The sequence below is a fragment of the Paenibacillus canaveralius genome, assembly GCF_047238265.1.
Classification (GTDB): Bacteria; Bacillota; Bacilli; order Paenibacillales; family NBRC-103111; genus Paenibacillus_F.
The window spans coordinates 1,635,866-1,648,515 of sequence record NZ_JBDFMM010000001.1 but is presented as its reverse complement, the minus strand read 5'-3'; the positions used below and the strand labels follow the sequence as shown (position 1 = coordinate 1,648,515).

Below are 12,650 nucleotides of genomic sequence, written 5' to 3'. Positions count from 1 at the left end.
CGGCTTTGCGCATCATAGTTAACGCGTGAGTCAACCGTCTTACACTCAAAATTTCACACATGGAGGGATTCCTATGTCTTTGCTAAACGTATCCGATCAAACTTTCCAAGAAACGCTGGATAACAACAACCTCGTTCTCGTAGATTTCTGGGCGCCATGGTGCGGTCCCTGCAAAATGCAGAGCCCGATCCTGGACCAGTTGACGGAAGAAGCCGGCGAAGCGGTAACGATCGCCAAAATCAACGTCGACGACAACCCCGAAACGGCTTCGAAATTCGGCGTGATGAGCATTCCTACTTTGAAGCTGTTTAAAAACGGCAGCGAAGTCAAAACAATGGTAGGCGTTCAATCGCTTCAAACTTTGCAAGAACTGGTTAACCAAAACAAGTAATTGTCCCGATTGTCCGGCAGCTTTCCCCCCAAAGCCCGGCAAAATAAAAAAAGAGGTCCTTTTCGTCATCCGGCGAAGAGGACCTCTTTTTTTTACATGCAAAACGCGGAACGCGAACGCCGCGCCGTATCGTTATCAAACCGTAACATTTTCGAACAAAAGTTCATCGATCAGCTTGTTGCGGTACAGCATGGACAGATGCAGCGAATCGTAATCCTGCTCCTTGTCCAGCTCCTCCATCAGCAGCCGGGCAATTTCCTGCCGCTGGCGGGAATCGTCGGTTTGCCGGAAATCGATAAATCCAGTCAGCTGGTCCTCGCTTACGTCAATAGTGGCCGTTCCGATCGGAATGCCGCCGTATTCCTGCTCGTAAATCTCATAGGTCAGCGTATCCCCGTCGTCCCTTGCCAGAATGATCGAGTATTCGTCTTCTCCGCCGTCGAGCTCGCTCAGCTCGTCCGCCTCTTCCAGCGAGATTTCGATCGAATCCACGATTTCCCCGTCAAAGCGGCTGTGGAACAAAAAGTTTTCGGTTTCTTCTTCCTGAAAATCGGCGACGATCAGATTCGACGCAAGTTCCATCTCTTCCTCAAGCGGATCGAATACCCAGTCGAGCATACAGACGGCTTCGCTGCCGTAGATCCGGCATGACGCTTCCGCAACCAGACGGGAGCCCGGATCAAAAAGCTGGTATTCCACCCGGCCCCGCGTATCTTCCAGGAGCACCAGCTCGTAATCCGGTTCGGCATCGTAGGCATCCTCTTCCATGGAGATGTCATCGAGTTCTTCTTCGTCGTAGTCTCCGTATACGGAGTCGTCACCGGCCCACTCCGCCGTCGTTTCATCGTCCTCATAGTCCACCGCCGGGGAGTTCTCCGGAAGCAGCGGAGTACCGATAATATGGTCGTAGCTGCCATAAGTCAGTACAACGTCGCATTCCCGGATATTCATCGCATCGACCAGCCATTGGATATGGTTGCGCACGAATGCGTCCACTTCTCTTTTGCCGGCAGGGGATAAAACGGCATCTTCAAGCTGAATACCCCCGGTCATCCGGTCCCCCTCGCGGTACACCAAACTGATAATTCCGGCAAAACGGCCGTCCACCAAGATTTCCGTCACTTCTCCGCCCGCCGTTTTGAGGTCGGGTCTTAGTACTAGCTGGGCCATTCGCTCTGCCTCCCTTATCGGTATTTTCCGGACGATGCAGCAAGTTCTGGCCAGGCCAAAACGGCTTACCCGGAAGATTCTGCTCCTAGCGTACCCGGATTCCCGGAAATATATGTGACAAGCGGGAGGCGGGCCCATAGCAAAAAAGGCCAACCCGGAGTCTGCGAAGCAGTCGGGTTGGCCTTTTTGATCTGTCTGAACGAAAATGATCCGATCAAGCCGTTACATTTATTGCGGGGTTTCCGCTGCCGGTGACGGCTCCGGCTCGTCTTCGACCTTAAACCGTTTCGGCAGCAGCAGCGTAAGCACGATGCCGATGGCCACCAGAACGAGCAGGGACCAGAAGATGCGGCTCAAGCTGAACGCGAACAAATCGCGGATGCCCGCCATCGTTTCCGGCGAGAACGCGGAACGTCCGTGGGCGTCCAGCGCTTTGTTGAGGTCGATGCCTCCGACCTCTTCGGGATGGGCCTGCTGATACGAATGCAGCGAGGTGTTGTAGAGCATCCCGAACACCGCGATCCCCAGCGTCTGGCCCAGCGTACGGATGAACGTGTGCGAGGACATGGCGGCTCCGCGCAGCTTCCAGCCCACGGCGGACTGCATCGTGATCGTATACGCCGTGAAGGCGAAGCCGAAGCCGATCCCGAACAGCGCCGTGTACACTTCAAGCGCCCATCCCGGAGTCGCGGACGTCATCAGGGCCAGGGCGACGGAACCCGCCGTGATTCCCCCGACGCCGATCAGGACGGCTGTTCTTACGCCCAGGCGTACGAAGCCTCTTCCCGCCAGGGCTGCGCCGACGGTCCAGCAGATGGACAGCGGGATCAGCGCGAAGCCCGAGCCGGTTGCTCCGCCGCCGTTCACGCTCTGCACCCACAGCGGCAAATAAATCGTGACCGCCACGAGGATCGCGCTGAGAATGAAGCCCGACGAGTTGATGAGCGTAAGAAGCCGGTCCTTGAACAGGTCAAGCGGCAGCATCGGCTCCGGTGATTTTTTTTCGACCCTGATAAAAATAAACAGGAAGACGACGGAGACGAGCAGCAGGCCGAGAATGACAGGCGAGCTCCAGGCATACTGGACGCCGCCGCTTAGCAGGGCATAGATCAGTGCCGTCATACTGACCGTGAACGTCACGATGCCCGGATAATCGATCGGCCGCTTCGTTTTTTCCAAATTTTCGTGCAGGTAGGCGGAAATAAGCAGCATGGAAATAATACCGAACGGAATGTTGAAATAGAAAATCCATCTCCACGACACATAATCGACCATAAGACCGCCGGCCAGTGGTCCGAGTATGCCCGAAAGCCCCCAGATGCCGCTGATCCAGCCCTGGATCTTCGCACGTTCTTCGAACGAATAAATATCCCCGACGATAATCATCGTAACGGGGAGAATGGCACCGGCGCCGATCCCCTGGACCGCCCGGAAGAAGATCATCATTTCCATGGATTGCGCGATTCCGCACAAGGTCGAGCCGATCAGGAACAAACCGGTTCCGATCATAAAAATTTTCTTGCGTCCGTACAAATCGGACAACTTGCCGAATATCGGGGTAGAAACCGCCGTCGTGAGCAGGTAAATGGAAATTACCCAGCTCATCAAGTCCAGACCGCCCAAATCGCCGACGATTCGGGGAATGGCGGTCGACACGATCGTGCCTTCAATGGAAGACAGGAAGGTCACGACCATGATCGCCAGCAGGACTTTCGTTTTGTCGGTGTTACCGTTCCGAGTCATGGGCAGCACCGCCTTTTCTTTTAGTAGTCAACCGCCCGGGATGTCCGTTCAATCGTTTAATCGCGGCGGACCGCTTGCAGGACGTGCGTTTCCAGCGCTTGCGCCACGCCGTCTTCATTGTTGGACGCGGTAATTCGGTCCGCCTGCTCCAGAACGCCTGCCGGAGAATTGGCCATCGCGATTCCGAGACCCGCGAAGGAGATCATCTCCAGGTCGTTATAGTAATTGCCGATGGCAAGCACTTCGTCCGGAAGGACCCCGAGACTTGTGCACAAGCTGCGCAGCGCGTTGCCTTTCGTCGCATCCGCGTGCATCACATCGATAAAGTGATCCCCGCTGCGGATCATGCGGAGATCGCCGTACAGCCGGGAAACCGACCATTCCCGCTCCACGCGGTCCATAACGGCAGGATCCGCGCTGTAAAGCGTAAATTTGACGAGCGGGACCGTCAGAGCCGTAACGTCCGCAACGAGATGCGGAGTGACGAAAAACTTTTTGTACATCGCCTCTTCGACCTCGGTCAAACGCTCCAGGTACATGTCAAAAGGGGCGCACATGTCGAAGTGGACTCCGTGCTCGCGGCAGTAAGCGATCATAGGGGCGATTTGGCTCACCTGAAAGGCATACTGGTGAATCAGTTCCAGCCCGGGAGACTGAACGGTGGCGCCGCCGTTGTGCGTAATAACCGTCCCTTCCAGTCCCAGTTCCTCCAGAACCGGAATGGCGCTTGCCGGCCCGCGGCCCGTACAGAGCACGATAGAGCTTCCCTGCTCATGCGCACGGCGCACGGTTTCCCGGGTCCGTTCGGTAAGGAGATAGTCGTCATTCAGAAGCGTGCCGTCAACATCCAGGGCGATCAGTTTGTAAGTCATGGGGCAGGTCTCCTTTCCACTCCGTTGTCATCTGGTATTAGTACTAGCTATGCCGTGCCTTCCAGCGTCTCCGCTTCGTCTCACTTTTGTAAATCGTCGCGGGCACCGGTGGGGGAATCAAGCGAAGGCTTGCCCTGAAGCAGATCCAGTTCTTCCGGGGTCAACTCCCGGTACTCGCCCCGTCCCAAAGCGGGATCGAGCTGAAGGGGCCCCATCGAGACGCGCTTCAAATAAACGACCCGCTTGCCTACCGCCTGGAACATCCGTTTCACTTGATGAAACTTCCCTTCCTGAATGGTCAGCTCAATCTCCGAGCGCGCCGGTTCGGCGGATGTATCGCATGACAGAACGCGAAGCTGTGCCGGCATCGTCACATACCCGTCATCCAGCTCGACGCCCGCCTCAAACGCCCGCTTGTCGCTATCCCCGACCGCTCCTTCTACTTTGGCGTAGTACGTTTTCGACACGTGTTTGCGCGGAGAAAGGAGATTGTGGGCCAGTTTGCCGTCGTTGGTAAGCAGCAGAAGCCCTTCCGTATCTTTATCCAGCCTGCCGACGGGAAATACGTCAAAAGGCGCATAAGTATCGCCGAGCAGGTCCACTACCGTGCGGTCCCGGTTATCTTCCGTAGCGGAAACGACGCCCTGCGGCTTATTCAGAAGAAGATAGACGAATTCACGGTAAACGATTTTTTCCCCGCTTACGGTGATCTCGTCCCCCTCCGGGTCCACCTGGATTCCGCTGTCTTTAACCCGGATGCCGTTCACTTCGATGAGGCCGTTTTTGACCGACTTTTTCAAATCGGACCGTGAACCGTAGCCGAGATTGGCCAGCACCTTGTCGAGCCTCTGTGTTTTTCTTTTAATCGCCCTTCCGCCTCCTTCCAGGCAATAATTGATGGATCCTGCATGTGTTTGCTGCTTTTCCGCCCTATGAATAAAAGCCCTCTCGCCTCCTTGAATCGGGGCCGGGGCATGTTCGGTAAACTGCCTTTTATGCGAATCGGGGTCATCGTTCGAAGCGTTCGGGTAAAGCATACCGGGCGGAATTAGTGCGGCTCCCCGTATTATAGACTATTCCGGGCCTGCTTGCACCTTCGGTCTGACAAAAAAACAGGAATTCTTTCACGATTTTCTCATTTTTTCATGAAATACAAGCAGGATTTGCGCTCTTTCGTCTCGAAATTATTCTAGCTAAACAAGTAACCTTACAAGGAGTGAATTATGAAAAAATTAGCGATTTACTTAGGCATTATCGTTGTCCTTTTCGCCGCTATCTTCATGCTCACGAAATCTTCCAACAAGGGCAGCGACGAAGCGGCCAACAAGCTGTACGGCGTATCCGCCTCCAAGCTGAAACCGGCCACTCAGAAACTGCTCGAAGATCCGAATTACCAGAACCTGATCAAACCCGAAGAGCTCGACAAACGCATCGCGAACAAAGAAAGCTTCTTCTTGTACTACTACGGCGCGGATTGTCCTCACTGTAAAGTAACGACGCCCGTACTTGTCCCGCTGCAGCAAGAGCTTGGAATCGACGTAAAGCAGTTTAACCTGCTTGAATTCCAGGACGGCTGGAAAAAATACAACATCGAATTCACGCCTACACTCGTATACTACAAAGACGGCGTAGAGGTAGAACGCATGGTCGGCGGCGTGCCGGAAAACGGCGCAACCGAAGGCAACACGCCTGCGAAGTTCAAAGAATTTTTCCTTAAACATAACGGCAAGTAAATCAAAGAAGCAGCGGAGCTTATCCGCTGCTTTTTTTAGTGCGCTCGCAATTTCGGGCCTGCCGGTTAAAAATCTTTCTTCTTCATGATTCCAAGTGAAATTACATAGGACACGAGAAGTGCCGCAACTCCCGCCGCCGCGATACATATGCCCGCCGCGGGGGAAGGAAGCCCCCATTTGTCCGTCGCACCCACAACAAAGCCCAGCATCGAAGTCGCCAGAAACAGCAGAATCATCATGATGACGCTGATCATTTGCTGATGTCTGTCGCCGAGCCAGTAGTGCAGCGGAAGATAAATCGCCGCATAAACGAAGAGCATCACGCCGAGGAGGCCGGAAGTTCCCCAGGAGAAAGAGGAGGCGGCGCCCGTTCCCTGTATAAGAGCGGTTACGGTGCTTACGGCGAAACCGATCGCGACGCCCAGGACACCGAACACGATTACGCTCATGTACCTGGCCCGCACAAGGTCCGAACGCTTCACTGGAAGACTGCCCAGCAGGAGGAAATTGCGGTTCTTCACGTCATGATTGGCCGATATGAACAACAGCATGATGGAGGGAACAAGCTGAACCAGTACTCCGCCCATCGAAGAACTGGAGAAATAGAAGGCAAAGAAAATGACATAGACCCCCATTATCAGAAGTTCTCTTCTCATCACACGGAAATCTTTGCTAAGCAGTGCCAGCATGGCTGTTCCCTCCTTTGACCGTGTAGACCATAATGTCTTCCAGCGTGGCAGGCTCGATGACCGCATAGCCTCCGAACAGCTTTTCCGCCTGCAAGCGGTTATAAACCAGGCCCTGGAAGCCTACGGACGTTTCCCGGATGGAAACGAACTGCTTGCGGATGTCCGCATCGAGCAGCTCCGTCCCTCCTTTTACGACGGCATACCGGTCCTGGACGTTATCCTTGCTCTCGCTGAATACGAGCTTCCCCCGGTTCATAAAGGCGATGTAATCCGCGACGCGGTCCAAATCCGTCGTAATGTGCGTGGAGAACAGAATCGTATGCTGTTCATCCTGCATCAGATCGGCCAGCAGATCGAGCAGCTCGTGCCGGAAGACGGGATCGAGCCCCGCTGTCGGTTCGTCCATCACCAGAAGCTTGGCGCCGTGGGATAAGGCCGCGGCCAAGCCGAATTTCATCTTCATGCCTTTGGATAAGTCGGAAATCTTCTTGCCGGCCGGGAGCTCGAACTGCTCCACATACGTTTGAAACTGTGCCTCGTCCCATTTCCGGTAAAAAGAAGCGAGCATCCGGCCGGTCTGGCGGACGGTCAAATGCTCGTAAAAGTGGCTTTCGTCCGATACGAAACCGATCGTTTCCTTAATCTCCTTCTCCCGCTGCGGCATCTCCATTCCTTCTATAAAGACGCGCCCCTGTTCCGGGATAACGAGATGGAGCAAAATTTTGATCAGGGTGCTTTTACCCGCGCCGTTAGGCCCGATCAGACCCGTGATGTATCCTTTCGGAACCGTAAAGGACAAGTCCTGAATGTTGAAGTTGGGATACGTTTTGGAAATATGCTGAAATTCCACCGCATTCATCGAATGTCTTCCTCCTCTTCATACAGCGCTTTGACGGTCTCGACCGTTTCTTCCACGGTTATTCCCAGGTGCTTCGCTTCCCGGACGGCTTCCGCCAATTTCGCTTCGAACTGCTTCAGCTGCTGTTCCCGGATATATTCCCGGTTAAGACCGGAGACGAAGGAGCCTTTACCGACGACAGAGTCAATCAGTCCTTCCTTCTCCAGCTCCTCGTAAGCTCGCTTCGTAGTGATTACACTGATTTGCAGGTCTTTGGCCAGCTGCCGGATCGACGGCAGACCTTCACCGGGAAGCAGCTCCCCCTGCAGAATTTGGCGCTGAATCTGCTGTCGGATCTGCTCATAGATCGGCTCGCCTGAACTCTGCGAAAGAATAATGTTCATAGTTCACCCGCTTCGCGTCTGATCTGTTTATATTGTATATGTATAATATATACACTATATACAATAGTGTCAATGCTCTTTTGAGCCTATAAAAAAACGGCAGACCGCTTGGTGCAGTCTCCGTTTTTTACCTGACGGCCGCCGTTGCAGGAGGCATTAGCGGCTTCCGTAACGTCCCAGCTCTTCCATGAGCAGCCGGACCCCTTTTTGAATTTCATCCTCTCCCACTTGGGAGACATTCAGCTTTAAATAATTGTCGCGCGGAAAATCCGGCAGATAGTGCTTGCCGATCGGTTCGATCACCACCGATTTTTTGCGCAGCCTCTCCGTCAGTCTGTGTTTGGGGTACGGACGCGTTCAGCAAAAGGTGCGTATGGACGGGAGATTGCTCCTCCCCTTCCGCGATCCCCCGCACCGCACCGCGTGCAAGCGGCCCATACTCCGCAAGCATTCGCCGGAGCACCCGCGACCTGGCCGCGTAAGCGGCTTTGATTTTGTGCTTGTGACGTTCGAACATGCCGCTTCTCAGGTAAATTTCCAGCGCTCCCTGGGAAATCATCGAGCTGTCGATGTCGGCAATCCGTTTGTAGCGGCTGAAGAGGTCCACAAGGTTTTCGGGAATAACCGCCATGCCGATGCGGAGACCCGGGAACATGATTTTGGAAAAGCTTTTCAAATAAATCACGCGCGCCCCTCCATCGTAAGCATGAATCGGATCGGCTTTGCCGTCCGGCTCCAAGTCGGCCAGATAGTCGTCCTCCACCACATAAACATCGTACTTGCGGGCAAGGGCCGCGATTTTCTTCTTTACTTCCGTACGGTACGAGCTGCCTAGCGGGGCGTGAAACCTCGGCATCGTATAAAAGAACTTGACCGGCTCCGTCCGGAAAAGCCGCTCCAGCTCGTCCAGATCGATGCCTTCCCGCGTACGCCGTATTCCCATGACCGGAACTCCGTGCGTCACGAGCTGTTCGATGAACAGGTGGTAGCCGGGCTGCTCGATCAGCACTTTCGTTTTCCCGTTCGGGAAAGGAAGCGCGGCCAGAATGGCCAGCGCCTGCTGCACCCCGGATACGACAAACAGGTTCGGGACGTTCGCAAACACCTGATAATCCGCAAGCAGCTTCTGCATTCTTACAAGCAGCGCGGGCAGTCCTTGCGGCGTTCCATATACAAACAAATCGTTTTTGTACGTATCGATCGCTTTGTTTATGCAGTGCTGGAAATCGAGATATGGGAAAAAGGCCGGATCCGGGGCCGAAACGGCAAAGTTGATATCGTCAGCCGGAACCGGAACGGAATCACAGGACATTTTAACGACGAAATATCCGCTTTTGGGCATGGAATAGACCAGATGCCGGCGCTCCAGTTCCTCCAGCGCACGAATAACGGTGCTTTTGTTGACCCGGTAGCTTTCGGAAAGCTGCCTGATGGAGGGAAGTTTGCCGCCTTCCTTGTAGCGCCGGTCCGCGATCTGCCGTTCCAGATCGGTTAAAATTTCTTCATATTTGTGCATGGCTCTTCTCCGTTTCAATCTGTACCGGTACAGATCATCTTTTTCACCATTGTAGCACAAGTACAATCCCCTTAAAATCTAAGTAAGGACCTTAATAAAACGCTCTGCATGCAAGCTCAAGGAATAGATCGCCATGAAAACCGCACCGCTTACCAAAGCTTATTTTTCCGCCGTACTGTACGCTCTGATCATCGGCTTCTCCTTTATATTCGTAAAAACCGCCCTCGTTTCCACGGGGCCCTTCGACCTGCTGGCTCACCGGTTTACGATTTCTCTGGCCGCCCTGCTCGTGTGCCTTGCGATCAGCGGAAAGCGGCTGAACATCCGGAAGCGGGATTATTTAGCCATCCTCCCGATGGCCGTGCTGTATCCCGTTCTGTTTTTTGCTTTTCAAACCTTCGGTCTGGTACAGACGTCGGCTGCCGAAGCCGGAATCATTCAAGCCGCAGCTCCCGTGTTCACCATGATGCTCGCTTCGGTTATGCTGAAGGAACGAACAAGCATGCGGCAAAAGCTGTTCATCGCCCTCTCGGTGGCAGGCGGCGTTTATATTTTCGCCATGAAGGGGCTGGATTTTCGCACACTGAACGGGGCCGGACTGTTCCTGATTCTGCTGTCCGCTCTTTCTTCCGCCGGATACAGCGTGCTCGCGAGAAAATTAAGCCGCAGCTACTCGCCGCTCGACCTGACGTTCGTATCGCTGCTTTTCGGCTTTATCGCGTTTAACGGATTCGCGGTCATCCGCCGCACCGCCCAAGCCACGCTTCCGCTCTATTTCGAGCCATTCGGCGATCTCACGTTCACCGTCTCGGTTGTTTTTCTCGGCGTACTGTCCTCGCTGGCGAGTTCATTCCTGTCCAACTACGCGCTCTCGCAAATGGAGGCTTTTAAAATCAGCATTTTCAGCCAGTTGGCCACAATCGTTACCATGGCGGCCGGCGTAGTCATTTTGCATGAGAAATTGGCGTATTTCCACCTGATCGGCGCCGCCCTGATGATTGCCGGTGTGGTCGGCGTATGCCTGCCCGCTTCTCCCCGGAAAATGTCCGGACAGCCGGCAAAAAAATCGGATGCTTAATTCCGCGGATTTCGCGGATTTCACAGACACCGCCGACTCTGCAGACTCCACAAAATCCGCCGGCAAAACAAAAAGGCCGTGACACTCACGGCCTTTTCTTCGTCTTCCTTGCTACGGATTGCCCGCTTCCGGCCGGCTGCGAGGTACCGGCTCCTTGTCCCGAATCCCGCCTTAAAGAGAGACGCGCATATGTATGCCCGCCAAACACTCCCCGTCCGGTCCCGTTTTTTCCGACACGTCAAAAGGGCGGAAACCCAGCTTCGTATACAAAAGAAGCGCGGGTGTGTTCGTGTTATGGCAGATAAGGTTGAGATAAGGGGCATCAAACTCCCGTTTCGCTTTGTCCATCATCGTCCGGATCAGATGGGAGGACGCTCCTTTCCCCCGGTAGCCCGGCGCCACAATCACGTTTCCGAGCCAGCATTCCGTCCCCCGGATGCAGTCGTACAAATTGGCGTATGCGGCGATTTCCCCGCCTTCGGCCGTTATGACAGTCGGGCAAAACCGGGTTTTCAGCGTTTCGCGAATCTGCTCCGGCGTTAACGGATACACGCCCTTCGGATACATATAAAACAGCTCTCCCGCATGCCGGGGCAGCCCGCTTATCACATCAAGATCGTCTGGCAACAAAGGTCTGCTCTGATAATCCGCCATTCTTACCCCCTCCTCTTCTTATGTATCCTATCGCACCGCGAACCTCGCACCTCGTACCGGCTACCACGTACCACGTACCGAGTACCACGTACGCGTAAACCTTTGCCGGAGAACCCCGCTGTCCCGCCCGTTCCCGTTCTCTGTCCCCGCTTGCAAAAAAACCGGCCGGGCTTTATGCCTGCCGGTTCCTTTTCCGCCGCTTCGTTCAATACCCGAGCCGCCTATAAAATGCAATCCAGTCAACGAAACGGGCCGCTGCACAAAAACTATTCGAAGCCGGAAATCATCATCGTAACTTGCGCATGATGCCTGCCGGTAATCATCATGCTTCCCCGCTGTCCGTTTCCGGTCCCGCTTGAAACTGCCTGACCCGTCCCGCAAGATCCTCATCCACGATGCGGATATCCAGCGGATAAGGGTCGAACGGTCCCGCGCAGTGATTCCGGAGCTTGACGAGATACTCCCCCGCATCCCGCAGCAGCAGAGCGAGGTCTATTCCGAGCAGCCTGTCCGGGTACCCCCGCAGCTTCGCGATCCCCGATTCCATCAGTTTAACGGCTCCCGATACGTTAGCGTTCTCATGATGATACAGCCCTACGGCAATCTGGAGCAGCCCCTGGTAAAACGGCTTCCGGCCTTCCTCCAGCCAAAGGGTTTCCATCACTTCATGACATTCGTAGTAATCCCGGTTCACATTGAATTCGCGTAAAAAAGCGATGTACAAAGGATCGTAGGGACGCAAATCAGCGCTCCCCTTTTTTCGCCCGCTTGATGGCTTCCTGGATTTCATCCTGGAGTTCGCGCATGGCCCGCGTATCGTCCTTTTCGAAAATTTCGTTGAACCGCATCTGGAATTGAACGGCTTCCCGAACCCGGTGATAGAAGTACAGCACCTGAATGCAGTTCAGAATAACGGTAACCAGATTCGAATTATCTTCGAACAGCTTCTGCGCTTCGACGATTTCGCCGCGGATGTTGGACATCTCCTGGTCCAGCAGATAAGCGGCTTCGGCCGCCCGGCTTAGTCTCGTACGCACTTCCTCCGGGAGCATGCTTTCCTTGTATTTATAATTCAGGGAATGCTCGATGGTCGCCCAGAAATTCATCGCCAACGTACGCAGCTCGAATTTCGCCAAGCACCTTTTTCATCCCCAGAGAGGTTTGCACCGGGTATTCGATAATAATATGAAAGCTGCGATAACCGCTTTCCTTCTTGTTGGCGATATAATCTTTCTCGTACAGCACTTTCATATCCTTACGCTGGTGGATCAGCTCGCGCATCGTTTCAATATCTTCCACGAACTGGCACATGATGCGGATGCCCGCGATATCCTCGATGCCGGTTTCAAGTTCGTCCATCGGCACGTTCAGCTTTTTGGCTTTATCCAAGATGCTGGAGATTTTTTTAACACGCCCGGTCACGAATTCGATCGGAGAATATTCCTCGCGGTTTTTGAGTTCCGCCCGGAGCGTTTTGAATTTAATTTTGAGTTCCTCTACGGTCTGTTCATAAGGAAACAGAAATTTCTTCCAATCTCTTCCATCCATAAGAACTGCCTCCA

12 protein-coding genes and 2 pseudogenes are annotated in these 12,650 nt (G+C 54.1%); 3 read left to right on the top strand and 11 right to left on the bottom strand.

The window, feature by feature from the left end; genetic code table 11:
• The first annotated feature begins 73 nt into the window (after positions 1-73).
• The gene (gene trxA, locus ABC395_RS07680; RefSeq protein ID WP_413002027.1) at positions 74-391 is read left to right on the top strand and encodes a thioredoxin; all 318 of its coding nucleotides are present in this window, start codon (positions 74-76) and stop codon (positions 389-391) included.
• 135 nt (positions 392-526) lie between these two features.
• Here trxA and ABC395_RS07675 read toward each other — a convergent pair whose 3' ends face one another.
• The 4 genes from ABC395_RS07675 to ABC395_RS07660 all read right to left on the bottom strand — a co-directional run bounded on the left by ABC395_RS07675 (position 527) and on the right by ABC395_RS07660 (position 5,042).
• Positions 527-1,561: a hypothetical protein gene (locus ABC395_RS07675; RefSeq protein ID WP_413002025.1), complete on the bottom strand. Its 1,035-nt coding sequence runs from the start codon at positions 1,559-1,561 to the stop codon at positions 527-529.
• 228 nt (positions 1,562-1,789) lie between these two features.
• Positions 1,790-3,304 (bottom strand): MDR family MFS transporter, encoded by a 1,515-nt coding sequence (locus ABC395_RS07670; RefSeq protein ID WP_413002023.1) that lies wholly within the window; start codon positions 3,302-3,304, stop codon positions 1,790-1,792.
• A gap of 56 nt (positions 3,305-3,360) precedes the next feature.
• Positions 3,361-4,176 (bottom strand): Cof-type HAD-IIB family hydrolase, encoded by an 816-nt coding sequence (locus tag ABC395_RS07665; RefSeq protein ID WP_413002021.1) that lies wholly within the window; start codon positions 4,174-4,176, stop codon positions 3,361-3,363.
• A gap of 80 nt (positions 4,177-4,256) precedes the next feature.
• Positions 4,257-5,042 (bottom strand): pseudouridine synthase, encoded by a 786-nt coding sequence (locus tag ABC395_RS07660; protein WP_413006703.1) that lies wholly within the window; start codon positions 5,040-5,042, stop codon positions 4,257-4,259.
• 357 nt (positions 5,043-5,399) lie between these two features.
• Between ABC395_RS07660 and ABC395_RS07655 the strand changes: the two genes are divergently transcribed.
• On the top strand, positions 5,400-5,909 hold the full coding sequence (locus ABC395_RS07655; protein WP_413002019.1) for a thioredoxin family protein: 510 nt from the start codon (positions 5,400-5,402) through the stop codon (positions 5,907-5,909).
• A 65-nt stretch (positions 5,910-5,974) separates the two neighbouring features.
• Here ABC395_RS07655 and ABC395_RS07650 read toward each other — a convergent pair whose 3' ends face one another.
• The 4 genes and pseudogenes from ABC395_RS07650 to ABC395_RS07635 all read right to left on the bottom strand — a co-directional run bounded on the left by ABC395_RS07650 (position 5,975) and on the right by ABC395_RS07635 (position 9,356).
• A complete protein-coding gene (locus tag ABC395_RS07650) occupies positions 5,975-6,598 on the bottom strand; it encodes an ABC-2 transporter permease (RefSeq protein ID WP_413002017.1) in 624 nt (207 codons plus the stop codon).
• Positions 6,582-7,457, bottom strand: a complete 876-nt coding sequence (locus tag ABC395_RS07645; protein ID WP_413002015.1) for an ABC transporter ATP-binding protein — start codon at positions 7,455-7,457, stop codon at positions 6,582-6,584. The genes ABC395_RS07650 and ABC395_RS07645 overlap by 17 nt, the downstream gene beginning before the upstream one ends.
• Positions 7,454-7,840 (bottom strand): GntR family transcriptional regulator, encoded by a 387-nt coding sequence (locus tag ABC395_RS07640; protein WP_413002013.1) that lies wholly within the window; start codon positions 7,838-7,840, stop codon positions 7,454-7,456. The genes ABC395_RS07645 and ABC395_RS07640 overlap by 4 nt, the downstream gene beginning before the upstream one ends.
• Before the next feature lie 156 nt (positions 7,841-7,996).
• Positions 7,997-9,356, bottom strand: a pseudogene (locus ABC395_RS07635) (aminotransferase-like domain-containing protein).
• Between the two features lie 133 nt (positions 9,357-9,489).
• Here ABC395_RS07635 and ABC395_RS07630 point away from each other — a divergent pair.
• Positions 9,490-10,434 carry a DMT family transporter gene (locus ABC395_RS07630; RefSeq protein WP_413002011.1) on the top strand — a complete coding sequence of 315 codons (945 nt, stop codon included), beginning with the start codon at positions 9,490-9,492 and terminating at the stop codon, positions 10,432-10,434.
• 171 nt (positions 10,435-10,605) lie between these two features.
• On the opposite strand, the gene ABC395_RS07625 is transcribed toward ABC395_RS07630, so the two are convergent.
• The 3 genes and pseudogenes from ABC395_RS07625 to yjbM form a co-directional block, all read right to left on the bottom strand.
• Positions 10,606-11,088: a GNAT family N-acetyltransferase gene (locus ABC395_RS07625; protein WP_413002009.1), complete on the bottom strand. Its 483-nt coding sequence runs from the start codon at positions 11,086-11,088 to the stop codon at positions 10,606-10,608.
• Positions 11,089-11,410: 322 nt separating this feature from the next.
• Positions 11,411-11,830 (bottom strand): DUF309 domain-containing protein, encoded by a 420-nt coding sequence (locus tag ABC395_RS07620; RefSeq protein WP_413002008.1) that lies wholly within the window; start codon positions 11,828-11,830, stop codon positions 11,411-11,413.
• Position 11,831: 1 nt separating this feature from the next.
• Positions 11,832-12,636 (bottom strand): annotated as a pseudogene (gene yjbM, locus ABC395_RS07615) (GTP diphosphokinase).
• Positions 12,637-12,650 lie beyond the last annotated feature (14 nt).